This window comes from Streptomyces griseocarneus (genome assembly GCF_014655595.1).
GTDB classification, from domain to species: domain Bacteria; phylum Actinomycetota; class Actinomycetes; order Streptomycetales; family Streptomycetaceae; genus Streptomyces; species Streptomyces griseocarneus.
The window spans coordinates 1,455,134-1,477,589 of record NZ_BNBL01000001.1 but is presented as its reverse complement, the minus strand read 5'-3'; the positions used below and the strand labels follow the sequence as shown (position 1 = coordinate 1,477,589).

Sequence of the window (22,456 nt, the reverse complement as noted above, 5' to 3'; positions counted from 1 at the left end):
TACCAGGCCATGGTCACCCTCGCCTGCCTACGACTATGGCTCCCCTGACTTTGCGGACACGCCCTAGCGCGGGCCCCCGGGCGGGCGCGGAGGTATAACGGGAGGTGTCGCGTGTCCCACCGAGAGGGGACCGGCCATGAAGCACGACACCGGGGGCCGGCAGGGGGACTATCCGGCGATCGAGGACCACGGCGTCATCGGTGATCTGCACACCGTGGCGCTCGTGGGGGTCGACGGAACGATCGACTGGTGCTGTCTGCCGCGGTTCGACGCCCCGTCCGTCTTCGGCTCGCTGCTCGACGCGGGGCGCGGCGGCACGTTCTCGGTGCGGGTGCGCGAGGTCGAGCGGACCAAGCAGATGTACCTGCCGGACTCCAATGTGCTGCTGACCCGGTTCCTCGGCCAGCGGGCCGTCGCCGAGCTGTACGACTTCATGGTGCCCGACCACCCCCTGTACCCGCCCTCGGACGTCCGGCAGATCATCCGGCAGGTGCGGATGGTGCGCGGGAGCGCGGTCGTGGAGGTGTACTGCCGCCCGGCGTTCGACTACGCCCGGGCGCCGCACGAGGTCACCGTGGTCGAGGGCGTCGGCGCCGTCTTCGGCGGACCGGCCGGCACGCTGGTGCTGCGCTCGTCCGTACCGCTGCGCGCCGACGGCGACGCCGCGACGGCGACCGTCGTGCTCGAGCCGGGCCAGACGCTGGTGCTGGCGGCCCAGTGGGGCGGCGAGATACGGCCCATCGACGGCGAGGAGGCCGCGCGGCTGCTGGACGACACGCTGCGCTACTGGGACGGCTGGCTGCGCCGCTCCAGCTACCAGGGGCGCTACCGCGAGGCGGTCGAGCGCTCGGCCCTCGTCCTCAAGCTCCTCGTCCACCAGCCCACCGGCGCCCTCGTCGCGGCGCCGACCACCTCCCTGCCCGAGTCGCTCGGCGGCGGCCGGAACTGGGACTACCGCTACACCTGGGTGCGCGACGCGGCGTTCACGCTCTACGCGCTGATGCGGCTGGGGTTCACGGAGGAGGCCGCCGCGTTCACCGACTGGCTCCACCGGCGCTGCGTCGAGGCCCCGCCGGACACGGGGCTGCAGGTGCTCTACGGCATCGACGGCCGGCCGGACCTGCCGGAGACGGTCCTCGAGCACCTGTGCGGGTACCGCGGCTCCCGGCCGGTGCGCATCGGCAACGCCGCCGCCAAGCAGCTGCAGCTCGACATCCACGGCGAGCTGATGGACTCGGTCTACCTCTACAACAAGCACGGCGAGCCCATCTCCTACGAGCTGTGGGAGGCCCTCAGCCGGCAGCTCGACTGGCTGGAGAAGCACTGGGAGGAGCCCGACGACGGGATCTGGGAGAACCGCGGCGGCCGCCGGCGCTTCACCTACTCCGCGCTGATGACCTGGGTCGCCTTCGAGCGGGCGATGCGCATCGCCCGCCACCGCGGCATGCCGGCCCCCGTCGAGCGCTGGCGCGACGCGGCCGCGGCCGCCTACCGGTTCGTCCAGGACCGGTGCTACGTGCCGGACCTGGGCGCGTACGTGCAGTACGCGGACGGCTCCACGCTGGACGCGTCACTCCTGATCATGCCGCTGGTGAAGTTCGCCGGACCGTCCGACCCCCGGTTCCTGTCCACGGTGCGGCGGCTGGAGGGCATGCTGGTGAGCGACAGCCTCGTCCACCGCTACGAGCCCGACGGCACGGACGGCTTCCCCGACCGGGAGGGGACGTTCAACCTGTGCTCCTTCTGGTACGTCGAGGCCCTCGCCCGGGCGGGCCGGGTCGGCGAGGCCCGCTACGTCTTCGAGAAGATGACCACGCACGCCAACCACCTCGGGCTGTTCGCCGAGGAGATCGGACCCGCCGGCGAGGCCCTGGGCAACTTCCCCCAGGCCTTCACCCACCTCGCTCTGATCAGCGCCGCGACCAACCTCGACCGCGCCGTCACCTCCCACCGCAACGCGGCCGCGCGGCACTGCCGCCCGGTGTGACGGCGCGGCAAACGCGCCCCAGGGCGGTCCCTAGGCCTCCTGGGTCTCCTGGGCCTCCTGGGCCTCCTGGGCCCGGCGCCGGGCCCGGTACGCCCGCAGGTTGGCCGCGTTGCCGCAGACCTTCACCTCGTGCCAGACGCCGCTGTTGTTGCGCGAGCGGTCGTAGAAGGCGACAGGGCAGCGCGGCGCGCGGCAGGTCTTGAGGCGGTGCCGGGTGCCGGCGCGCTGCGCCTCGAAGGCGGCCAGCAGGACGAGCGAGGCCAGCCGCCGCCAGCCCGCGCCACGCGGCTCCAGGCGGACGACGCCGTCCTCGCCGAGCTGCAACGCCGCCGCCGTGCAGTGCAGGACGAGGGGGACGGGCCCCGCCCCGTCCCCGGGCCCGTCCCACAACGCCTGAGAGGTCGTCCGCTGGAGGTCGTCGCGGAAGGCCCGCAGCTCCTCGAGGCCGTCGGCGTCGAGGGCCACCGGCGGCACGGGCTGGCCGGTGACGGCCGTCCAGCCCGCGCCGGCCGCCTCGGCCCAGGCCCGCGCCTCCTCGGGGCCGGCGAGGAGGTCCCCGTGTCCGGAGCCGTCCACGGCGACCGTATTGAGCAGGTCCTGGACGAGCGCGAGGCCGCCGGGGGCCGCCTCGAGTCCGTACCGTGCGGTCGCGGGCCAGGTCGCCATGGTGGGGTGTCCTTCCGGGATGTCAGCGTGCGGGTCTCACACCAGTGTCCCGAGGAGCGACTTGCTGTACGGGACCGCCTCCTCGAGCCGGCCGGTGAGCGCCTTGGCGGCCCACTCGGGATCGGAGACCAGCGCCCGCCCGACGGCGACGAGGTCGAACTCGTCGCGCTCGAGACGGTCCAGCAGCGGCTCGATGCCCGTGGTGCCGATGTGCTCGGGGCCGTTGCGCCCGCCGGCGAACGCCGTGTCCAGGCCCACCGATCCCACGGTGATGGACGGCTTGCCGGTGAGCTTCTTCGTCCAGCCCGCCAGGTTCAGGTCGCCGTCCTCGAACTCCGGCAGCCAGTAGCGTCGGTTGGAGGCGTGGAAGGCGTCCACGCCCGCCTCCGCGAGCGGGGCGACGATGCGCTCCAGCTCCTGCGGGGTCCCGGCGATCCGGGCGTCGTAGTGGTCGGTCTTCCACTGCGAGAAGCGGAAGACGACCGGGAAGCCGGGCGACACGGCGGCACGCACCGCCGCGACGATCTCCGTCGCGAAGCGGGCGCGGGACGCCTCGTCCCCGCCGTAGGCGTCGGCGCGCCTGTTGGTGCGCTGCCAGAGGAAGTTGTCGATCAGGTAGCCGTGGGCGCCGTGCAGTTCGACGCCGTCGAAGCCGACGCGCTCCGCGTCCGCGGCGGCCCGCGCGAAGGCTTCGACGACCGCGTCGATGTCGGCCTGCGTCATCGCCCTGCCGTGCGGGCTGCCGTCGAGGCCGACCCCGGAGGGGGTGTCGGCCGGCACTCCCAGCGGCGCGATGTCGTCGGTGCGGGCCACGCCCGTGTGCCAGAGCTGGGGCATGATGCGGCCGCCGGCCCGGTGGACCCGCTCGGCCACGCGGGCCCAGCCGGCGAGGGCCTCCTCGCCGTGGAAGTGCGGCACCCGGTCGTACGCCGCCGCCGCGTCGCGGGCCACGTAGGTCCCCTCGGTGATGATCAGGCCCACGCCGCCGGCCGCGCGGCGCTCGTAGTACGCGGCGACGTCCTCGCCGGGCACTCCGCCCGGCGAGAAGCGCCGCGTCATCGGCGCCATCGCCACGCGGTTGCCCACGGTCAGGTCGCCGAGGGTGAAGGGCCGGCCCAGCAGGCGCGCGGCGCGCGAGGGCAGCGCGGTGCCGGGGGTCGTCGGTGTCGTCGTCGCCATGGTGTGGTGGTCCTTTGCTCGGTACGTCAAGCCAATGACATAGCCGTAACCAGCTTGGGTTGCGTCGCATTCCCGAGCACGACCACTGTTTTCTGTGCTTCTTCACCCCTGGGCAACAGAGGTGACTGTCTGACAGTTATTTCTCGACCCGGCCGCCGAGGTCCACCGTCCCGTCGTGGTGATACCGCGTCAGGATCTGTGAGGCGGCGCCCTGCCGGATCACCAGCGACCTGCCCAGCCGGGCGGTCAGCGTGAGGGCCGCGGCGCCGGTGGCCTCGTCCTCCACGATGCCGTCGCCGCGCCGGGGGAATCCCCTGGCCCGCACCGCTCCCGCCGCCTCGTCCTCCCAGGCCCACGCGTAGAGCCAGCCCTCCCCGGGCGGCGGGGCGGGCAGCGCCTCGACGTCGGCCGCCGTGGCGAGCCGCTCGGTGCGCCGCCCGGACGCCCATTCCGCCCGTCCCCGGATCCAGGTGGTCTCCCCCTCCTCCCAGGTGGGCACCTCTCCGGCGGGCGGGCGCAGCACGTCCACCGCGCGTCCCTGGCGGCGCAGCAGCCAGGACACGCCGACCAGGGGGTGGCCGGCGAACGGCAGCCGGCCGGCGGGCGTGTGGATGTCCACGCGGCCGAGCGGGGCGTCGTCGACGAACAGCGTCTCGCTGAAGCCCAGCCGGGCGGCCAGCCCCCCGCCGCCGCGCGTCCGGCACCGCCGGCCCGTCCATGACCACCCCGAGCGGGTTGCCGCCCTCGCCGTCCGGCCCGACGAACACCCGTACCACCGCGATCTCGTCCATCCGGTGATTCAAGCAGTCCTTGACGGGCCGTCCGGGCTCGGGGAGCGTACCGGGGGCGGAGGGAGAGGCGATGGGCGAGAACAAACGGCGCATGCTGGCCGGAGAGTGGTACGTCCCCGACGATCCGGAGCTGGCCGAGGACACCGCGCGCCGGGTCGAGCTGTGCGCCGCGTACAACGCGCCCGGCCCGGCCGACCCCGCCGGGCGCGACGCCGTCCTGCGGCGGCTGCTGGGCTCGGTCGGCGAAGGGGTGCGGATCCGGGCGCCCTTCCACTGCGACTTCGGCTACCACATCCGCATCGGCGCGGGCACGTTCGTCAACTTCGGCGCGGTATTCCTCGACGCGGCGCCCATCACCATCGGCGCCGACGCGCAGATCGGCCCGGGCGTCCAGATCCTGACGCCCGTTCACGAGCTGGACGCCGGGCGCCGCCGTGCGGGCTGGGAGAAGGCCGTGCCGGTGACGGTCGGCGACAACGTCTGGCTGGGCGGCGGGGTGATCGTCTGCCCCGGGGTGACCATCGGCGACGACACGGTCGTCGGTGCCGGAGCGGTGGTCACCCGGGACCTGCCGGCCGGTGTCCTGGCCGTCGGCAACCCTGCGCGGGTCGTCCGCGCGCTGTGACCGCCGGGGCACGGCGTCCCGCTACTCCACCTCGGTGACGGCGCGGTGTCCCGGGCCCCGCCCGGGGGGAACACGCACTGGGTGCCCGAATTCCCCGATCCCCTGACCACCCTGGTCCGCCGCGGCAGGGAACCCGCCGTCGTCCAGGCGGTGCGTTCCACGCTGGCCGCGGTGATCTCCTACGTCGCGGCCCTGCAGCTGAGCAGTGAGCCGGCGCCCCTGACCGCGCCGCTGACGGCGCTGCTCGTCGTCCAGGTCACCCTCTACTCCACCCTGACCACGGGCATCCGCCGGGTGAACTCCGTCGTGGCCGGCGTGCTGATCGCCATCGGCTTCAGCGCGCTGGTGGGCCTGACCTGGTGGAGCCTGGGGCTGATCATCCTCGCGTCCCTGGTCATCGGGCGCTTCGTACGAGTGGGTGAATTCGTTCCCGAGGTGGCGATCAGCGCCATGCTCGTCCTGGGCGTGACCCGGGTGGCGGAGACCGCCTGGGACCGGGTGCTGGAGACCCTGATCGGCGCGGTGGTGGGCCTGCTGTTCGACGTGCTGTTCGTGCCGCCGGTGTGGGTGCAGCCGGCGGGCCAGGCCATCGAGCAGCTGGCCCGCCGCATGCGGCGGCTGCTGCACCAGGTCGGGGCGGAGGTCACCGGGCACACCACGGTCGAGGAGGCCGCGGCCCGGCTGCACCAGGCCCGGCGGCTGGACCACGACATCGTGCAGGTGGACGCCGCGCTGCGGCAGGCGGAGGACAGTCTGCGCCTCAACCCGCGGGTCAAGGAGGGCCTGCTCTTCCGGGTGGTGCTGCGCACGGGCCTGGACGCGCTGGAGATCGCGGCGGTGGTGCTGCGGGTCATCTGCCGCACGCTGACCGACCTCGCCAAGGAGCGGAGGGAGGAGACGCTGTTCGTGCCGGACGTGGCGGCGGCCCTGGAGGAGGTGTTCGACCATCTCGGGCGCGCGGTCCAGGCCTTCGCCGTGCTGATCACCACGCAGGTCACCGCCAACGCCGAGGAGGCCGAGGACCGGCTCGTGCGGGAGCTGGCCGCCGGGCGCGCGAGCCGGGACCGTGCGGCGCTGCTCCTGCTGGACGAGGTGCGGCGCCATCCGCGCCAGTGGCAGCTGCACGGTGCGCTGCTGGCCGAGGTCGACCGGATCCTGGACGAGCTGGACGTGGAGAAGCGCACCGAGCGCCTGGCCGAGGAGCTCGACCGCTGTTCCCGCGAGCAGCAGGACCGGCATCCGGTGCTCTCGAGCGTCAGGCGCCGGCTGCGCAGGAGCGGCTACGGCTGGCGCCGGAGCAGCCGCAAGTAGGGGCGGGCGTCCTCAGGCCGTGCGCAGTGCGTCGGGCAGTCCCTCGAGGGCCTCGGTGAGCCAGGCGATCCAGAAGCTCTCCAGGCCGATCCCGCCGCGCAGCACCAGGTGCCGCAGGCGCCGCGCGTCCGCGTCGCCGCCGCGCTCTTCACCGGCGTCGCGTTCTTCGCCGCCGTCCCCGCGCCCGTCCCCCCGCCCGTCCCCGGCGAAGTCCCGTTCCTCGATGGCGAGGTACTCCTCCAGCTGCCGGCGGTGCAGGGCGAGGTGGCGCCGCAGCTCGTCTTCGAGGCCGTGGCCGCCGACGACCGCCGCCGCGCGCAGGCGCAGCAGCAGCGCGTCGCGGACGGGACGGGGGTCCTGGCCGGCGGACGCCCACGCGGTGAGCTCCGCCCGGCCGGCGGGCAGGACCTCGTACTCCTTCTTCTGGCCCCGCTCCGGCCGCCGGGCCGGCAGCACGTGGACGTGGCCGGCCTCCTCCAGCTTCTTCAGCTCGCGGTAGATCTGCTGGTGGGTGGCCGGCCAGAAGTACCCGATCGACTTGTCGAAGCGGCGGGTCAGCTCCAGCCCCGAGGACGGCTTTTCGAGCAGGGCGGTGAGGATCGCGTGCGCGAGGGACATGCCGTCATCCTAGGTTCGCCGTCCTCGGGTCCTCACAGGGCGGCCGCGAGCCGGGTGCCCTGGAGGATGGCCCGCTTGGCGTCGAGTTCGGCGGCGACGTCGGCGCCTCCGATGAGGTGGGGCCGGTGGCCCTTCTCGCACAGCTGCTCGTACAGGTCCCGCAGGGGTTCCTGTCCGGCGCACACGACGACGGTGTCGACGGCGATGACGCGGTCGGCGCCGTCGACGGTGATGTGCAGGCCCTCGTCGTCGATGCGGCGGTAGGTGACGCCCGCGAGCATGGTGACGCCGCGGTGCTTGAGCTCGGTGCGGTGGATCCAGCCGGTGGTCTTGCCGAGCCCGGCGCCCACCTTGGTGGTCTTGCGCTGCAGGAGGTGGACGGTGCGCGCGGGCTTGCGCCGCTGTGGCTCCCGCAGGCCGCCGCGTCCCTGGAAGGAGGTGTCGACGCCCCACTGCCGGCTGAAGGTCTCGGCGTCCAGGCTCGCGGCGTCGCCCTCGTCGGTGAGGAACTCCGCGATGTCGAAGCCGATGCCGCCGGCGCCGAGGACGGCGACGGACGCGCCGGCGCGGGCGGTGCCCCGCAGGATGTCGCGGTAGCCGACCACGCTGGGGTGGTCGATGCCGTCGACGGCGGGGGTCCGGGGGGTGACGCCGGTGGCGAGGACGATCTCGTCGTATCCGCCGTCGGCCAGGCCCTGCGCGGTGGCGGTGGTGCCCAGGCGGACCTCGACGCCGTGGGCGCGCAGCCGGCCGCGGAAGTAGCGCAGGGTCTCGTCGAACTCCTCCTTGCCGGGGATCCGGCGGGCGAGGCGGAGCTGGCCGCCGATCTCGTCGGCGGCGTCGAGGAGGGTGACGGCGTGGCCGCGTTCGGCCGCGGTGACGGCGGCGGCCAGGCCCGCGGGGCCGGCGCCGACGACGGCGACGCGCTTGCGCCGACGGGTGGGAGAGAGGACGAGTTCCGTCTCGTGGCAGGCCCTCGGGTTGACCAGGCAGGAGGTGATCTTCCCGCTGAAGGTGTGGTCGAGGCAGGCCTGGTTGCAGCCGATGCAGGTGTTGATGGCGTCGGCCTCGCCGCGCCGGGCCTTGGCGACGAAGTCGGGGTCGGCGAGGAGGGGACGGGCCAGGGAGACCATGTCGGCCCGGCCCTCGGCGAGCAGCCGCTCGGCGAGTTCGGGGGTGTTGACGCGGTTTCCGGTCACCAGGGGGATGGAGACCGCACCCATGACCTTCTTGGTGACCCAGGTGAAGGCGCCGCGCGGTACGGAGGTGGCGATGGTGGGGATGCGGGCCTCGTGCCAGCCGATGCCGGTGTTGATGAGGGTGGCGCCGGCGGCCTCGATCTCCCGGGCGAGGGTGACGACCTCCTCGAGGGAGGACCCGCCGGGTATGAGGTCCAGCATCGACAGGCGGTAGACGATGATGAAGTCGGTCCCGACGCGCTCCCGCACCCGGCGGACGATCTCGACGGGGAAGCGGATCCTGTTCTCGTAGTCGCCTCCCCACCGGTCGGTGCGCCGGTTGGTGGGCGCGGCGACGAACTCGTTGATCAGGTAGCCCTCGGACCCCATGATCTCCACACCGTCGTAGCCGGCGTGCCGGGCGAGGGCGGCGGCCCGCACGTAGTCCTCGATGGTCTCCTCGACCTCGTCGTCGGTGAGGGCGTGCGGGACGTACGGGCTGATGGGGGCCTGGAGGGCGCTGGGGGCCACGAGGCCGGCGTGGTGGGCGTAGCGGCCGAAGTGCAGGATCTGCATCGCGATCCTGCCGCCCTCGCGGTGGACGGCCTCCGTCACCACGGCGTGCCGGTCGGCCTCGGCCTCGGTGGTGAGCTTGGCCCCGCCCTCGTAGGGCCGGCCGCGCTCGTTGGGGGCGATGCCGCCGGTGACGATGAGGCCGGCGCCGCCCCGGGCGCGGGCCGCGTAGAAGGCGGCCATGCGCGCGAAGCCTCCCGGGGCCTCTTCGAGGCCGACGTGCATCGAGCCCATCAGGACGCGGTTGGGCAGGGTGGTGAAGCCCAGGTCCAGGGGGCTCATCAGGTGGGGGTACGACGCGCTCATCCAGCGCCTCCTCGCGCAGTTCTCGTCGCACCAGTTCTAGAGCACCCCGGACCTTTATGCAACTAGTTGCAAAAGATCCGCCGGGCCGCACCTACGACTCGTGGCCCAGCGCGCGGCCGCGGCGGGCCGGGGCCCGGCCGGCCGGCTGCTCGGGAGCGGGACCGGTGGGGATGGGGGGCACCTGGCAGGACTCCGGCGCGTCGGAGGTGACCCGCAGGCGCTCGCCGCAGTGGCGGATCTCCAGGGCCTTGCCGTCCAGCAGGGTGTACGTCGCGGTGCTGCCGGTGATCTCCACCCGCAGGCGCTGGCCGCGGAACTGCACCGTGAAGGCGAGCCGGCCCAGCTGCTCGGGCAGCCGCGGGGTGAAGGCGATCAGGCCGTCGTACTCCCGCATCCCGCCGAAGCCGATGACGAGGGCGAACCACGTGCCGGCGAGCGAGGCGATGTGGATGCCGTCGCGGGTGTTGCCCTCCAGGTCGGAGAGGTCCATCATCGCGGCCTCGCCCAGGTAGTCGTAGGCCAGCCGCATGTGGCCGGTCTCGGCCGCCATGACGGCCTGCCCGCAGGCGGACAGTGACGAGTCCCGCACGGTCAGCTGCTCGTAGTAGGCGAAGTTGCTGGCCTTCTCCTCCGGGGTGAAGGCGTCGCCGCGCAGGCACATGGCGAGGACGAGGTCCGCCTGCTTGACGACCTGTTTGCGGTAGAGGTCGAAGTAGGGGAAGTGGAGCATCAGCGGGTACTCGTCGTCGCGGGTGCGGGCGAAGTCCCACAGCTGGTGCCGGGTGAAGCCCTCGGACTGCTCGTGCACCGCCAGTTCGGGGTTGTACGGCAGCGTCATGCGCGTCGCGGCGTCCCGCCAGGCGGCCGCCTCCTCGTCGTCCGCGCCCAGCAGCGAGGCGAGGTCCGGGTGGCGTTCGACGACGGCCGCGGCCTCCTGCAGATTGTGCTGGGCCATCAGGTTCGTATAGGTGTTGTCGTCCGAGATGGCGCTGTACTCGTCCGGGCCCGTCACCCCGTCGATGTGGAAGTCGCCGTGGTGGTCGTGGTGGCCGAGCGAGCGCCACAGCCGGGCGGTCTCCACCAGCAGCGGCAGCCCGACCTCCTTCTCGAAGGCCTCGTCGTTGCTGGCCTTGGTGTAGCGCACGACGGCGTCCGCGATGTCGGCGTTGATGTGGAAGGCTGCCGTCCCCGCCGGCCAGTAGCCCGAGCACTCGTCGCCGTTGATCGTCCGCCAGGGGAAGGCCGCGCCCTGGAGCCCGAGCTGGCGGGCCCGCTCGCGCGCCGCGGGCAGGGTGCTGTAGCGCCAGCGCAGGGCCTGCTCGACGGCCTGGGGCGCGGTGTAGGTCAGCACCGGCAGGACGAACGTCTCGGTGTCCCAGAAGCAGTGCCCGTCGTAGCCGGGACCGGTCAGCCCCTTGGCGGGCAGGGCCCGCGCCTCGCCGCGCGCGCCGGCCTGAAGGACGTGGAAGAGGGCGAAGCGCGCCGCCTGCTGGATCTCCGCGTCACCGTCGACCTCCACGTCCGAGCGGGACCAGAAGTCCTCGAGGTAGCCGCTCTGTTCGTCGGCCAGGCCCTGCCAGCCGGTGCTGACGGCGGCGGCCAGGGCGGCGTCGACCTGGTCGTGCACCGCGGGCGCCGACCGCATCGCCGACCAGCCGTGCGCGACGAACTTCTCCACCCGCAGCCGCTGTCCGGAGCGCAGCCGCGTGGTGATGGTGAAGCGGGCCAGGTTCTCGCTGCTCTCGGAGGACATCTCGGTCTTCTCGCCGCCGCTGACGACGTGCGAGGCCGACACCCCCAGCCGCAGGCCGCTGTGCTCGGTGCGGTGCAGCAGCCGGATGCGCGGCCCGTGGGCGGCGTGCTGCTCCACCGCCAGCGGCGACTCCAGGACCGCTGCGGCGCGGGGGTCGCCCCCGGTGAGCGGCATCTGCTCGTTGGCGACCAGCTCGGACTGGACCACGATGCGCACGTCGCCGTCGAGCGGCTCCACCTCGTAGGAGACCGCCGCGATCGCGCGCTGGGTGAAGGAGACCAGCCGGCTGGAACGGACGCGCACGCTGCGCCCGCTCGGCGAGGTCCACTCGGCGGTGCGGTGCAGCAGCCCGGTGCGGAAGTCGAGCACCCGCTCGTGCTTGTGCAGCTTTCCGTAGCGCAGGTCGAAGGGCTCGTCGTCGACGAGGAGGCGGATCAGCTTGCCGTTGGTGACGTTGATGATCGTCTGCCCGGACTCCGGGTAGCCGTAGCCGGCCTCGGCGTACGGCAGCGGCCGGAACTCGTACACGCCGTTGAGGTAGGTGCCGGGCAGGCCGTGCGGCTCGCCCTCGTCGAGGTTGCCGCGCCAGCCGACGTGGCCGTTGGAAAGCGCGAAGACCGATTCGCTCTGCGAGAGCACGTCGAGGTTGAGCTCGGTCTCGCGCAGGCACCAGGGCTCGACCATGTAGGCCGGATGAGTGATCACGAGGCTTCTCCCAGCAGGTCGGCGAGGTCGTCCACCACCACGTCCGCGCCGTGCCGGCGCAGCGCCTCGGCCTGGTCCGCCCGGTTCACGCCGACGACGAAGCCGAACTCCCCGGCCCGGCCCGCCTCCATGCCGGCCAGGGCGTCCTCGAAGACGGCGGCCCGGTCGGGGGGCACGCCCAGGGCGCGGGCGGCGGCGAGGAAGGTGTCCGGGTGGGGCTTGCCCGGAAGGTGCTGCTCCGCGGCGACCAGCCCGTCGATCCGGACCTCGAAGAGGTCGTCGATGCCCGCCGCGACGAGCACGGCGTGGCAGTTGGCGCTGGAGGAGACCACCGCGCGCCGCAGCCCGGCCGCGCGGACGGCCTCGGCGTAGCGGACCGAGCCGGGGAAGGCCTCCACCCCCAGCTCCTCGATCTTCCGCAGGACGAGGGCGTTCTTGCGATTGCCGAGGCCCTGCACGGTCTCCCGGTCGGGCGGGTCGTCGTCCGCGCCCTCGGGCAGTTCGATGCCCCGGGAGGCGAGGAAGGACCGCACGCCGTCGGCCCTGGGCATGCCGTCCACGTACTGGTCGTAGTCGGCGTGGGCGTCGAAGGGGCGGAAGTCCGCGCCGTCGCGCCGGCGCAGGAAGTCGTCGAACGTCTCCTTCCACGCCGCGGCGTGGACGGTGGCCGTCCGGGTGAGGACGCCGTCCATGTCGAACAGGCAGGCGTGGATGTCGTCGGGAAGGCCGAGTGTGGTCATGATGTTCCGCTTCCCGGCTCGTCGGAAGCCATGTCCGGCAGGTACCAGTGGTGCGGGGCGACGAGCGCGTCGGCGGACGCCGGTCCCCACGATCCGGGGGCGTACGGCTCCACCGCGCGCGGCGAGCGCAGGAGCGGGGTGGCGACCTCCCAGAGCCGCTGGATGCCGTCCGAGCGGGTGAAGAGGGACTGGTCGCCCAGCATGGCGTCGAGGATCAGCCGTTCGTAGCCCTCCAGGCCGTTCTGTCGCTGGACGGAGTCGGCGTACCGGAAGGTCATGCGCGCGGGGCCCAGCCGCATGGCGGGTCCCGGTTCCTTGGCGAGGAAGTCGGCGGCGATCCAGCCCGGGTCGTCGAAGTCGACGACGAGGGCGTTGCCGCGCTCGCCTCCGCTCCGGTGCGCGGCGTCGAACATCCGCAGCGGCGGCCGCTTGAAGTGGAGGGTGACGACCTGGCGGCGCTGTCCGAGGGCCTTGCCGGAGCGGAGGTGGAAGGGGACGCCGGCCCAGCGCCAGTTGTCGATCTCGGCGCGCAGGGCGACGAAGGTCTCGGTGTCGGAGTCCGGGGCGACGCCGGGCTCGGAGCGGTAGCCCTCGTACTGGCCGCGCACGACGTGGTCCGGTTCGACGGGCCGCAGCGAGTGGAAGACCTTGTCCTTCTCGTCGCGCAGGGCCTTCGCGCCGAGGGAGGTGGGGGGCTCCATGGCGACGAAGCCGAGCACCTGGAACAGGTGGGTGACGATCATGTCCCGGAAGGTGCCGGTCTCCTCGAAGAACCCGGCGCGGCCCTCGATGCCGATGGTCTCGGGGACGTCGATCTGCACGTGGCTGATGTGGTCGCGGTTCCAGACGGGCTCGAAGAGGCCGTTGGCGAAGCGGAGGGCGAGGATGTTGTCGACCGACTCCTTGCCGAGGAAGTGGTCGATGCGGAAGACCCGGGACTCGTCGAAGACGGCGTGGACGGTCTCGTCCAGGGCCCGGGCGGAGGGGAGATCGCTGCCGAAGGGCTTCTCGATGATGACGCGGCCGCCCTCGGCCAGTCCGGTGTCGCCGAGGGTGCCGATGACGGAGGCGAAGGCGCTGGGCGGCACGGCGAGGTGGAACAGCCTGCGCGGGCTGCCGCCGAGTGCCGTCTCGGCCGCCCGCACGGCGGCGACCAGGGGCCCGGGCTCGTCCGGGTCGGCGGCGCCGAAGCTCAGGGCGTCCGCGAACCGCTCCCAGTGGGGCCCGTCCGGCTCGCCCCCGCCGAACTCGGCGACGGCGTCCCTGGCGTGGGCCCGGAACGCCTCGTCGCTCAGCGCGGCCGCCGCCGGCGCCGACCCGACGACGCGGTAGCCGGCGGGCATCAGGCCCGCCTGGGCGAGGCGGAACAGCCCGGGCAGCAGCTTGCGCCTGGCGAGGTCGCCGGTGGCGCCGAAGAGGACGACGACGTGGTCGTCGGGGGTGGCGGCGCCCCGCGAGGTCCGGTTGGCCTTCACACCCCAACCTTCGGGCAGCGGTCGCCGGTGCGCGATTCGCCTGAGCCGTTCGGCGCCGCCGCGTCACCGCCGGCGCACGGGCACCCGGCGCGGGCCGCGGACCAGCAGGCCAGGCCGGTAGGGGAGCCCGGCGGGGTCGGCGGCGAGCGCCAGGCCCGGCAGGGCGTCGAAGAGGCGGGGCAGCGCGACGGCCGCCTCCAGGCGGGCCAGGCGCGAGCCGAGGCAGAAGTGCGGTCCGTGCCCGAAGGCCAGGTGGGGGGCGGCGCGCCGGTCCGACGGCAGGTAGCGGGCGGGCCGGAAGTCGTCGGGGGCGGGGAAGTGTTCGGGGTCGCGGTTGGCGGCGGCGAGGACCACGAGGACGGAGTCCTCGGCCGGTATGACCGCTCCCCCGCCCAGGTCGACCCGCTCGGTGGTGCGCCGCCACGTCGTGCCCTCCAGGGGGCTGCCGTGGCGCAGGGTCTCCTCGACCACGGCGGCCCAGCTCCCGGGGCCGCCGCGGCGCGCCCCGGCCAGTTCCTCCTCGTGCGTGAGCAGCATCAGCGACGCCGAGGCGAGGAGGTTCATCGTGGTCTCGTAGCCGGCGAACAGCAGCAGGAACGCCATCGCCAGCAGCTCGTCGTCGTCGAGGCCGCCCTCGCTCGCGTCGTGCACGAGCGTGCTGAAGAGGTCGTCGCCGGGCGCCCGGCGCTTGTGGCCGATCAGGTGGGTGAAGTACGCGTGGAGCCGTGTCCACGCCTCGTCGACGGCGCCCGGCTCGAGCGCGTCGGCGGGCGAGCCGACGCGGTACGTCCACTCCCGCAGGTCCGCCCGGTCGGCCTCCGGCACGCCCAGCACCTCGCCGATGACCAGGACGGGCAGCGGGAAGGCGAACCCGTCCACCAGGTCGGCGGTCCCCTCCCTCTCCAGCCGGCCGGCGAGCTCGGCCACCAGGCCGTCGGCCAGGTGCTCGATGCGCGGGCGCAGGGCGTCCACCCGGCGCGGGGTGAAGGCGGCGGTGGTCAGCCGGCGCAGCCGGGTGTGGTCGGGGGCGTCGGAGTTGAGCATGTGCCGGGCCAGGCAGCCGCGGGCGCGCCGGGCCGGGGAGTCGGGCCGGGGCCGGCCCGCGCCCTGCGGCGGCACGTTCGAGAAGCGCGGGTCGGCCAGGACCGCCCGGGCCTGGTCGTAGCCGGTGACGAGCCAGGCGTGCGTGCCGTTGGCCAGGGGCACCCGCGCCGCGGGGCCCTGGGTGCGCAGGCGCGCGTAGTACGGGTACGGGTCGCGCGCGAAGCCGGGGTCCGCGGGGTTCAGGTGATCGAGCACCTGCACATCCTCACCGATGAACGACCGGTTCCGGCGGTGGGGGCGGAGCAGGGCTGCCCGGGTCCGGTTGTGCGGTTCCCACAACGGGCCGGGCGCGCGGCGTCCTCAGCGGCCGAGGGCCTTCTTCAGCTCGTCCTTGGTCATGTCCGAGCGGCCGTGGATGTTCTTCTGCCGGGCCTCGTTGTAGAGCTGTTCCTTGGTCGGCCCCTTGGCTCCGGAGTGGGAGCGCCGGCCGCCCCGCTCGGAGGACGACATGTCCTGGAGCGAGCTGCGGCTGGCGGTCTTCGACTCGCCGGCCCGGGCGCGTTCCTTGTTGACCGTCCGGCTCGCGATCTCCTTGGCGCGCTTCTCGCTCTCGCCGCGCTCGCGCGCGCTGTCCTTGATGTGCTCGTACTGCCGCTCGCGCTTCGGGCTGGATCCCCTGGGCATCCGGTGCTCCTTCGCTCACCCGGGTGCGTACCGGCGTCCGTACGCACCCGGCATCGTCCGTGCGAGGCCCACCCTCGCACGGGGTCCGCGGTGCCGCAGGGCGGCGGCGGCCGGTCGGGGCGCCCGGCTCAGCCGGGCGGGTCCGGGGTCCGGCTCACGGTGCGTCCCAGCCGTCCGGCGGCGCGCGCGAAGCCGGCCGCGTCGTGGACGGCGGCACCGCCGGGGTCGTTGTTGAAGTAGACGTACACCTCCGCGCGGTCCGGCCAGGCATCCGCCAGCCGGCCGGCCCAACTGTTCAGCGCCCCGCTGCCGTAGCGGGGCCAGGGGCGGGCCCTGCCGTGGTGGAACCGCACGTACCCCCAGTCCGCCGTGCGCCACAGCGGCGTCACGGGGCGGGAGTCCCTGTCGGCCCAGCACAGCGCGGCACCGTGGTGTTCCAGTACCTCGCGTACCCCGTCCGTCCACCAGGAAGCGTGCCGTGGCTCGACGGCCACCCGGGTGCCGGCGGGGAAGCAGGCCAGGGTGGCGTCCAGCGCCGCGGGGTCCGCCTTGAGCGTGGGCGGCAGCTGCAGCAGCACCGGGCCCAGCTTGTCCCCGAGCCCGGCGGCGTGCCGCATCAGCCGCCCGACCGGCTCCTCGGGGTCGCGCAGCCGCTTGATGTGGGTGAGGTAGCGGCTGGCCTTGACGGCCATCACGAAGCCTTCGGGGGTGCGCTCGCGCCAGTCGGCGAAGGTGTCCTCGGCGGGCAGCCGGTAGAAGGCGTTGTTGTTCTCGACGGTCGCGAAGTGCCCGGCGTACTCCTCCAGCCACAGCCGCTGCGGCCGGTCGGCGGGGTAGAGGACGCCGCGCCAGTCCTTGTACTGCCATCCGGAGGTTCCGACGAGGAGGGGCATGGGAGGATCGGTGCCCGGGCGGCGCGGGCGGTTCACGGGCGGGGGCGCGATTCCAGCCGGTTGCCGGGCGCGGGGCGTGCTGCCCGGCGGCGAGGGCGGTTCACTGGGGCCGTGGACTGTGTCTTCTGCGCGATCGCGGCGGGCGAGGTGGCGGCGCACCGGGTCTTCGAGGACGAGGCGGCGGTGGCCTTCCTGGACGCCCGGCCGCTGTTTCCCGGCCATGTGCTGGTGGTGCCGCGGCTGCACGCCGAGACGCTCACGGACCTGCCCGCGGCCGAGGTGGGGCCGCTGTTCGGCCGGGTGCGGCGGATCACCGGGGCGGTGGAGCGCGCGATGGGCGCCGCCGGGTCGTTCGTGGCCGCGAACAACCGGGTCAGCCAGTCCGTGCCGCACTTCCACGTGCACGTGGTGCCGCGCGACCGCAAGGACGGCCTGCGGGGCTTCTTCTGGCCGCGGACGCGCTACGCCTCGGACGAGGAGGCGGCGGAGGTGGCGGCCCGGGTGCGGGCGGAGCTGGAGGACTAGACCACCCCTGTCCGGCCGTACGGACCATGTGGACTATCCCCCCGAACGCCGTCATATTGGAAGTACGGCTTCCCTCGTCATCCGGAGCCTTCCGGAGCCGGGCCCCGGGGCCAGAGGTGGATCATGCGATTCATCGACCGGGTGGACGCCGGCCGGCGCCTGGCCGAGCGGCTGGGGCACCTGCGCGGCGAGCGTCCCGTCGTCCTCGGCCTGCCGCGCGGCGGCGTTCCCGTGGCCTTCGAGGTGGCGCACGCCCTGGGCGCGACCCTCGACGTCGTCCTCGTCCGCAAGCTGGGCGTGCCGTACCACCGCGAGCTGGGGTTCGGCGCCATCGGCGAGGGCGGCGTACGCGTCATCCGGGACGACATCGTCCGGATGAGCCGGGTCGACGAGGACGACCTGGCCGAGGTGGAGCGCGGCGAGGAGGCGGAACTCTCCCGGCGCGCAGAGCAGTTCCGCGCCGGGCGCGAGCGCGTCCCGCTCGAGGGGCGCACGGCGATCGTGGTCGACGACGGCATCGCCACCGGCGCCACGGCGGCGGCCGCCTGCCAGGTGGTACGGGCCCAGGGAGCCGCCCGGGTCGTCCTGGCCGTGCCGGTGGCGCCGCCGGACGCGGCCGCGTCCTTCCGCGCCGAGGTGGACGAGCTGGTGTGCCTGAGCACCCCGGCCGCCTTCTCCGCGGTCGGCGAGTGGTACCACGACTTCACCCAGACCTCGGACGAGGAGGTCGTCGAGCTGTTGCGCCGGAACGCCGAGGAGGCGGCCGGCGGCGGCGAGGCCCACGGCGGGCCCCTGAAGCTCCCGGTGGACGGCGGGGCCGTGACGCTCGCCGGCGACCTGGCGATGCCGCCGGGGGCGCCGGGGCTGGTGGTCTTCGCGCACGGCAGCGGCAGCAGCCGGCTCAGCCCCCGCAACCGCGCGGTGGCGCGGGCCCTCAACGACGCCGGGCTCGGCACGCTCCTGTTCGATCTCCTCACCCCGCTGGAGGAGGAGGACCGGGCGAACGTGTTCGCCGTCGAACCCCTCGCCCGCAGGCTGACCGAGGTCACCGGCTGGCTGCGCCGCCGGGAGACCGTGCCGGTCTGCTACTTCGGGGCGAGCACAGGCGCGGCCGCCGCGCTGTGGGCCGCGGCGGAGGCGGGTGACGGCGTCGCCGCCGTGGTCTCGCGCGGTGGCCGTCCCGATCTGGCCGGGGAGCGGCTGGAGGAGGTCCGGGCGCCCACGCTCCTGATCGTCGGCGGCCACGACGACGTGGTGCTCGACCTCAACCGGCAGGCGGCCGGGCGCCTGCGCTGCGAGAACGAACTGGCCGTCGTCCCCGGGGCCACCCACCTCTTCGAGGAGCCCGGGGCCCTGGACGCCGTCGCGGATCTCGCCCGCGACTGGTTCACCCGGCACCTACCGAGCCGACCCACCTGACCGACCTGACCGACCGACCTGACCGAGCGACCGAGCCGACAGAGCGCTGGTGATCACCATGGAGACGATCGTCGACTGCAACATCGAGATGGAGTTCCGCGAGATCGACGCGACCACGCAGGCCGACGTGCGGCTGAGAATGCACGACGGCTCGCAGCTCGCGGCGCAGGGCATCGCCAACCGCCACCCCGACGACCGCCGCCAGCAGCGCGTCGGCGAGGAGGTCGCGGCGGCCCGTGCCCTCAACGGGCTCGCCGAGCAGCTGCTGGGCAAGGCGGGGGACGACATCAAGGAGGTCATGCACGAGGACGCGCACCTGAGCCACTGACCGGCCGGCCGCGACCACCGGCCGACCGCACGGGCCCGGCCCTCCCACCGGCTCCGGGAGGGCCGGGCGTACGCTGGGCGCGTGACGACGCCACTGTTCATCAAGATCTGCGGGCTGCGGACCGAAGGGGACGTGGACACCGCGGTCGGGGCCGGAGCCGACGCGATCGGCTTCGTCTTCGCCGACAGCCCGCGCACGGTGGACGCGGAGACCGCCCGGCGGCTGGCCCTGCGGGTTCCGGAGAACGTACTGACCGTGGGGGTCTTCCGGGGGCAGCCGGTGGAGGAGGTCCGCGCGCTGGCGCTGGCCTCCGGGGTCCGGGCCGTCCAGCTGCACGGCGACGAGGGCCGGGAGCACTACGACGCCCTGCGTCCGCAGGGGTGGACGCTGATCCGCGCCACCTCGTCCCAGGGACGGACCCCGCGCTGCGGCGAACTGGGCGAGGACCTCCTGCTGCTCGACGCCCCGGCCCCGGGCGCGGGCGTGCCCTGGAACTGGGGGGCCGAGGGCTTCACTCCCCCGGCCGGGCGCTGGCTGCTGGCCGGCGGCCTCACCCCGCGGAACGTGGGCGAGGCCGTACGGACCACCGCGCCGTGGGGCGTGGACGTCTCCAGCGGCGTGGAGTCCCGTCGCGGTGTCAAGGATCCCGCCCTGATCAGGTCCTTCGTCGAGGCCGTCCGCGCGGCGGAGTCCTTCTGACGCCAGTCGCTGCCAACTGGCCCGCCGCGCATGTAGACTTCGAGCCGCCAGCCATCGGCCGAACATTCGTCTGGCATTCGCACTGACGATCCCATCGCAGCGCAGCGCATGACGCGCGCGCATCGAACCGCACTCTTTTGCACCCCCTGAGCACGGCGCACTTTTCCGCGACCACAGAACAGAGGGCACATGAACGAGAGCGACTGTAAGCTGACCCGTTCCTGGATCGGCTCGATCGATCTTCAGCTGATCGCTGAACAAGTCGGAACACCCGTCTTTGTCTACAGCGAAGCGCAGATCCTGAAGAACGTCCGCCGCATCACCGAGGCGGCCGGGGCGGTCGGGCTCGGGGAACGGGTCGAACTGTACGTCCCCTTCTTTCCCAACTCCAATCCCCATGTGCTGCGGCCGCTGCGGGACGCGGGCGTGGGAATACTGCTGCAATTACCCAGCGAGTACCGCCTGCTGAAGCGGTTCGGGTTCGACCGCTTCATCGTCTCCCCCGGCCACGTCGCCGACGAGGAGATAGCGTTCTGGGACCGCACCGGCTGCCCGACGTTCCTGTCCAGCCTGGACGAGATCGCGTACTCGCTGCGGACGAAGGCCCCCTCGATCAGCGTCCGGATCGACAGCCTCGACTCGGGGAAGCCGGGCATCAAGTACGGCGAACTCAAGCGGCTGGCCGACCTGCTGGCCGAGCACGGGCGTGAGCTCGACTGCTTCGAGGTCTACTGCGGCAGCGGCAATTCGCGCGACGCGATGATCGACATCATCGAGAAGCAGTTCGAGATCTTCAACACCCACTTCCCCACCGCCCGCGCCATCAACTTCGCGGGCGGCCACGGCTTCGTCTACGAGAGCTGGGAGGAGTCGGAGAAGCACTTCGACTGGGCCGAGTACTTCCGCGCGCTGCGCGAGATCGCGGACCGGATGAACATTCCCGGGCACGTGAAGTTCCTCTTCGAGCCGGCCCGCGACGTCCTGGCCGACACCGGGGCCCTCCTGCTGAGCGTCGAGCGCGACGTGATCACCAACTCGGTCGGCAGCCTCGTGGTGACCGACGGGTCGCGCATGCTGATGCCGTCGGCCCAGCTGCGCGACCGGCGCCACAACGTGGTCTTCCTGGACGAGGCCATGGCGGAGATCCCGGCGACGCCCGGCACCGGCGGCACCAGCGCCGCGCTGCGCGGCCGCAGCATCCTGCGGCACGACTACATCCTGCCCGGTGAGTACTGGGTACCCGCCGGCGTCGACGCCCGCAGCCACCTGCTGATCCTCGACGTCGGGGCGTACTGCGCGACCCAGCACATGGAGTTCCTCAACATTCCGCCGGCCGCCGAGGTCCTCGTCGACGCCGCCGGGACCGCCCACCTGGTCACCTCGCGCGGGGACGACCTCGACAAGTGGCGCCATCTCCTGGACGAGAAGCGGGAAGTGAAGCGCTAGCGCTCCTTCCGCCGCTCCGCGTGCGGACCACCGCCGTCCCCGCGGAACGTCATCGCCGGCCACCACGCCCTCCAGCGAGGACCACTTCCATGCAGCGATCGTCAGCCACCGATTCCCCGCACGCCGCCGCCCCGTCCGGGGCCGGCGCCGAGGAACCCTTCACCCTCTTCTCCCAATGGTTCGGCGAGGCCGAGGCCGCCGAGCTCAACGACCCCAACGCCATGGCACTGGCCACCACGGACGCCGACGGGCTCCCCGACGTGCGCATGGTGCTGCTCAAGGGGTTCGACTCCCGGGGCTTCGTCTTCTACACCAACACCCGCTCGGCGAAGGGCACCGAGCTCGCCGACGCCATGCGCGCCGCCGGTGTCCTGCACTGGAAGTCCCTGCGACGGCAGGTGCGCTTCCGCGGCCCGGTGGAACCCGCCACCGACGCCGAGGCCGACGCCTACTTCGCCTCCCGCGCCCGCGACAGCCGCATCGGCGCCTGGGCCAGCCTGCAGTCCCGCCCCCTCGCGGACCGCTCGGAGCTCGAGGCGGCCGTGGCCCGCGCGTCCGCGCGCTTCGGCTCGGGCGAGGTGCCGCGCCCGCCCCATTGGGCCGGCTACCGCATCGTGCCCGTCTCCCTGGAGTTCTGGACCGAGCGGCCGTTCCGCCTCCACGACCGGCTCGTTTTCACCAGGGAAAGGCCCGACGGCCCCTGGGGCCGGGGACACCTCTATCCATGAGCCATCCGTCTCACCACGTTCCACCGCACAGCAATCCATCGCACCGGAAAGAACCAGGGACAGCTCTATGTACTTCACCCATGCCGACGCGGTCTGGACCGCCCATCCGCAGCTGAGGGCGCTCACCCTGGCCGTCGACAACGTACTCGGCATGAAGGACGACCCCGCCCGTCAGGAGCGGCTGGCCCCCCGCGTCGAGGAACGGCTGGCGGCGCACGCCGAATCCGAGATGCCCGAGATCGCCGCATGGCGCGAGGCCTTCTCGAAAATGGGCCTCAAACCGACGCAGTACCGCTGCGCCGCTGAGGCCCTGCTGCGCCGCTACCGCAAGGAGCGGAACCTGCCGGGATTCCATCCGCTCGTCGACTACCTCAATTTCGTCTCGATGTCCTTCGCGATCCCGATCGCGGTGTTCGACTGCGCCAGGGTCACGGACGGGATCACGGTCCGCCCGGCCGACGGGTCCGAGCGGTACGAGACGTTCCAGGGCGGCGTCGAGCATCCCGCGCCGGGCGAGATCGTCTTCACCGACGCGGGGGGACACGCGCATTCGCGGCGCTGGACGTTCCGGCAGAGCGCCCGGTCCGTCGTCTCGGCGGGCACCGACCGCGTGCTGATCGTGGCGGAGGCCCTGCACACGGCGGCGCCGCAGGACCTGGCGGCGATGGAGCGGGAGCTGACCGCCGCCCTGTCCGAAGCCGGCGTGCGCGTCGCCGGGGCCCGGATGCTCGGCTCCGGCGAGCGCAGGCTGGAATTCCCCCACGCGTGACCACGCGGCCGTGG

The 22,456-nt window shown here is 73.3% G+C and carries 20 protein-coding genes and 1 pseudogene; 10 read left to right on the top strand and 11 right to left on the bottom strand.

The features are described 5' to 3' along the window. Positions 1-136: 136 nt before the first annotated feature. On the top strand, positions 137-1,987 hold the full coding sequence (locus tag IE295_RS05940; RefSeq protein ID WP_190062327.1) for a glycoside hydrolase family 15 protein: 1,851 nt from the start codon (positions 137-139) through the stop codon (positions 1,985-1,987). Between the two features lie 30 nt (positions 1,988-2,017). Here IE295_RS05940 and IE295_RS05935 read toward each other — a convergent pair whose 3' ends face one another. From IE295_RS05935 to IE295_RS05925, 3 genes and pseudogenes are all read right to left on the bottom strand, one after another. After that, positions 2,018-2,653 (bottom strand): CGNR zinc finger domain-containing protein, encoded by a 636-nt coding sequence (locus tag IE295_RS05935; protein WP_190062326.1) that lies wholly within the window; start codon positions 2,651-2,653, stop codon positions 2,018-2,020. A 36-nt stretch (positions 2,654-2,689) separates the two neighbouring features. Then, positions 2,690-3,832, bottom strand: coding sequence for an NADH:flavin oxidoreductase (locus IE295_RS05930; protein WP_190062325.1), 1,143 nt, complete (start codon positions 3,830-3,832; stop codon positions 2,690-2,692). Between the two features lie 136 nt (positions 3,833-3,968). Beyond that, positions 3,969-4,623: pseudogene (locus IE295_RS05925) on the bottom strand (PhzF family phenazine biosynthesis protein). Between the two features lie 70 nt (positions 4,624-4,693). On the opposite strand from IE295_RS05925, the gene IE295_RS05920 reads away from it, so the two are divergent. Continuing rightward, on the top strand, positions 4,694-5,248 hold the full coding sequence (locus tag IE295_RS05920; protein ID WP_190062324.1) for a sugar O-acetyltransferase: 555 nt from the start codon (positions 4,694-4,696) through the stop codon (positions 5,246-5,248). A gap of 81 nt (positions 5,249-5,329) precedes the next feature. After that, positions 5,330-6,559 (top strand): FUSC family protein, encoded by a 1,230-nt coding sequence (locus IE295_RS05915; protein WP_190062323.1) that lies wholly within the window; start codon positions 5,330-5,332, stop codon positions 6,557-6,559. A 12-nt stretch (positions 6,560-6,571) separates the two neighbouring features. Here the strand turns inward: IE295_RS05915 and IE295_RS05910 are convergent, their stop codons facing one another. The 8 genes from IE295_RS05910 to IE295_RS05875 form a co-directional block, all read right to left on the bottom strand. Continuing rightward, complete coding sequence (locus tag IE295_RS05910; RefSeq protein ID WP_190062322.1) at positions 6,572-7,177, bottom strand: PadR family transcriptional regulator; 606 nt, start codon at positions 7,175-7,177, stop codon at positions 6,572-6,574. 32 nt (positions 7,178-7,209) lie between these two features. Next, positions 7,210-9,234 (bottom strand): NADPH-dependent 2,4-dienoyl-CoA reductase, encoded by a 2,025-nt coding sequence (locus IE295_RS05905; RefSeq protein ID WP_190062321.1) that lies wholly within the window; start codon positions 9,232-9,234, stop codon positions 7,210-7,212. Between the two features lie 91 nt (positions 9,235-9,325). Beyond that, positions 9,326-11,692, bottom strand: coding sequence for a glycoside hydrolase family 65 protein (locus tag IE295_RS05900; RefSeq protein ID WP_190062320.1), 2,367 nt, complete (start codon positions 11,690-11,692; stop codon positions 9,326-9,328). Continuing rightward, a complete protein-coding gene (locus tag IE295_RS05895; RefSeq protein ID WP_190062319.1) occupies positions 11,689-12,432 on the bottom strand; it encodes a beta-phosphoglucomutase family hydrolase in 744 nt (247 codons plus the stop codon). Before IE295_RS05895 ends, IE295_RS05900 begins: the two co-directional genes overlap by 4 nt. Continuing rightward, complete coding sequence (zwf, locus tag IE295_RS05890; RefSeq protein ID WP_190062318.1) at positions 12,429-13,907, bottom strand: glucose-6-phosphate dehydrogenase; 1,479 nt, start codon at positions 13,905-13,907, stop codon at positions 12,429-12,431. Before zwf ends, IE295_RS05895 begins: the two co-directional genes overlap by 4 nt. 63 nt (positions 13,908-13,970) lie before the next feature. After that, positions 13,971-15,206, bottom strand: a complete 1,236-nt coding sequence (locus IE295_RS05885; RefSeq protein ID WP_190062317.1) for a cytochrome P450 family protein — start codon at positions 15,204-15,206, stop codon at positions 13,971-13,973. A 105-nt stretch (positions 15,207-15,311) separates the two neighbouring features. Next, positions 15,312-15,635, bottom strand: a complete 324-nt coding sequence (locus IE295_RS05880; RefSeq protein WP_190062316.1) for a plasmid stabilization protein — start codon at positions 15,633-15,635, stop codon at positions 15,312-15,314. 128 nt (positions 15,636-15,763) lie between these two features. Further along, positions 15,764-16,528, bottom strand: a complete 765-nt coding sequence (locus IE295_RS05875; protein ID WP_190062315.1) for a DUF72 domain-containing protein — start codon at positions 16,526-16,528, stop codon at positions 15,764-15,766. A 111-nt stretch (positions 16,529-16,639) separates the two neighbouring features. On the opposite strand from IE295_RS05875, the gene IE295_RS05870 reads away from it, so the two are divergent. The 7 genes from IE295_RS05870 (at position 16,640) to IE295_RS05840 (ending at position 22,442) form a co-directional block, all read left to right on the top strand. Beyond that, positions 16,640-17,053, top strand: a complete 414-nt coding sequence (locus IE295_RS05870) for an HIT family protein (protein ID WP_190062314.1) — start codon at positions 16,640-16,642, stop codon at positions 17,051-17,053. 123 nt (positions 17,054-17,176) lie between these two features. Beyond that, entirely contained in the window at positions 17,177-18,472 is a 1,296-nt protein-coding gene (locus tag IE295_RS05865; RefSeq protein WP_190062313.1) for a phosphoribosyltransferase family protein, read from the top strand. A gap of 58 nt (positions 18,473-18,530) precedes the next feature. After that, positions 18,531-18,800, top strand: a complete 270-nt coding sequence (locus IE295_RS05860; RefSeq protein WP_190062434.1) for a DUF1876 domain-containing protein — start codon at positions 18,531-18,533, stop codon at positions 18,798-18,800. Between the two features lie 81 nt (positions 18,801-18,881). Continuing rightward, a complete protein-coding gene (locus IE295_RS05855; protein WP_190062312.1) occupies positions 18,882-19,499 on the top strand; it encodes a phosphoribosylanthranilate isomerase in 618 nt (205 codons plus the stop codon). Positions 19,500-19,688: 189 nt separating this feature from the next. Next, positions 19,689-20,945, top strand: a complete 1,257-nt coding sequence (locus IE295_RS05850) for a diaminopimelate decarboxylase (RefSeq protein WP_190062311.1) — start codon at positions 19,689-19,691, stop codon at positions 20,943-20,945. 89 nt (positions 20,946-21,034) lie between these two features. Continuing rightward, on the top strand, positions 21,035-21,673 hold the full coding sequence (gene pdxH, locus IE295_RS05845) for a pyridoxamine 5'-phosphate oxidase (RefSeq protein WP_190062310.1): 639 nt from the start codon (positions 21,035-21,037) through the stop codon (positions 21,671-21,673). Positions 21,674-21,740: 67 nt separating this feature from the next. Further along, the gene (locus IE295_RS05840; protein WP_190062309.1) at positions 21,741-22,442 is read left to right on the top strand and encodes a B3/B4 domain-containing protein; all 702 of its coding nucleotides are present in this window, start codon (positions 21,741-21,743) and stop codon (positions 22,440-22,442) included. Positions 22,443-22,456 lie beyond the last annotated feature (14 nt).

What these genes read in the sequence shown, in the direction of transcription:
- IE295_RS05935 (WP_190062326.1), bottom strand. Translation starts at nt 2,653, where the DNA reads ATGGCGACCTGGCCCGCGACCGCACGGTACGGACTCGAGGCGGCCCCC.
- IE295_RS05905 (WP_190062321.1), bottom strand. Translation starts at nt 9,234, where the DNA reads ATGAGCGCGTCGTACCCCCACCTGATGAGCCCCCTGGACCTGGGCTTC.
- IE295_RS05895 (WP_190062319.1), bottom strand. Translation starts at nt 12,432, where the DNA reads ATGACCACACTCGGCCTTCCCGACGACATCCACGCCTGCCTGTTCGAC.
- IE295_RS05910 (WP_190062322.1), bottom strand. Translation starts at nt 7,177, where the DNA reads ATGTCCCTCGCGCACGCGATCCTCACCGCCCTGCTCGAAAAGCCGTCC.
- IE295_RS05840 (WP_190062309.1), top strand. Translation starts at nt 21,741, where the DNA reads ATGTACTTCACCCATGCCGACGCGGTCTGGACCGCCCATCCGCAGCTG.
- IE295_RS05865 (WP_190062313.1), top strand. Translation starts at nt 17,177, where the DNA reads ATGCGATTCATCGACCGGGTGGACGCCGGCCGGCGCCTGGCCGAGCGG.
- IE295_RS05860 (WP_190062434.1), top strand. Translation starts at nt 18,531, where the DNA reads ATGGAGACGATCGTCGACTGCAACATCGAGATGGAGTTCCGCGAGATC.
- IE295_RS05930 (WP_190062325.1), bottom strand. Translation starts at nt 3,832, where the DNA reads ATGGCGACGACGACACCGACGACCCCCGGCACCGCGCTGCCCTCGCGC.
- IE295_RS05880 (WP_190062316.1), bottom strand. Translation starts at nt 15,635, where the DNA reads ATGCCCAGGGGATCCAGCCCGAAGCGCGAGCGGCAGTACGAGCACATC.
- IE295_RS05940 (WP_190062327.1), top strand. Translation starts at nt 137, where the DNA reads ATGAAGCACGACACCGGGGGCCGGCAGGGGGACTATCCGGCGATCGAG.
- pdxH (WP_190062310.1), top strand. Translation starts at nt 21,035, where the DNA reads ATGCAGCGATCGTCAGCCACCGATTCCCCGCACGCCGCCGCCCCGTCC.
- IE295_RS05850 (WP_190062311.1), top strand. Translation starts at nt 19,689, where the DNA reads ATGAACGAGAGCGACTGTAAGCTGACCCGTTCCTGGATCGGCTCGATC.
- IE295_RS05920 (WP_190062324.1), top strand. Translation starts at nt 4,694, where the DNA reads ATGGGCGAGAACAAACGGCGCATGCTGGCCGGAGAGTGGTACGTCCCC.
- IE295_RS05875 (WP_190062315.1), bottom strand. Translation starts at nt 16,528, where the DNA reads ATGCCCCTCCTCGTCGGAACCTCCGGATGGCAGTACAAGGACTGGCGC.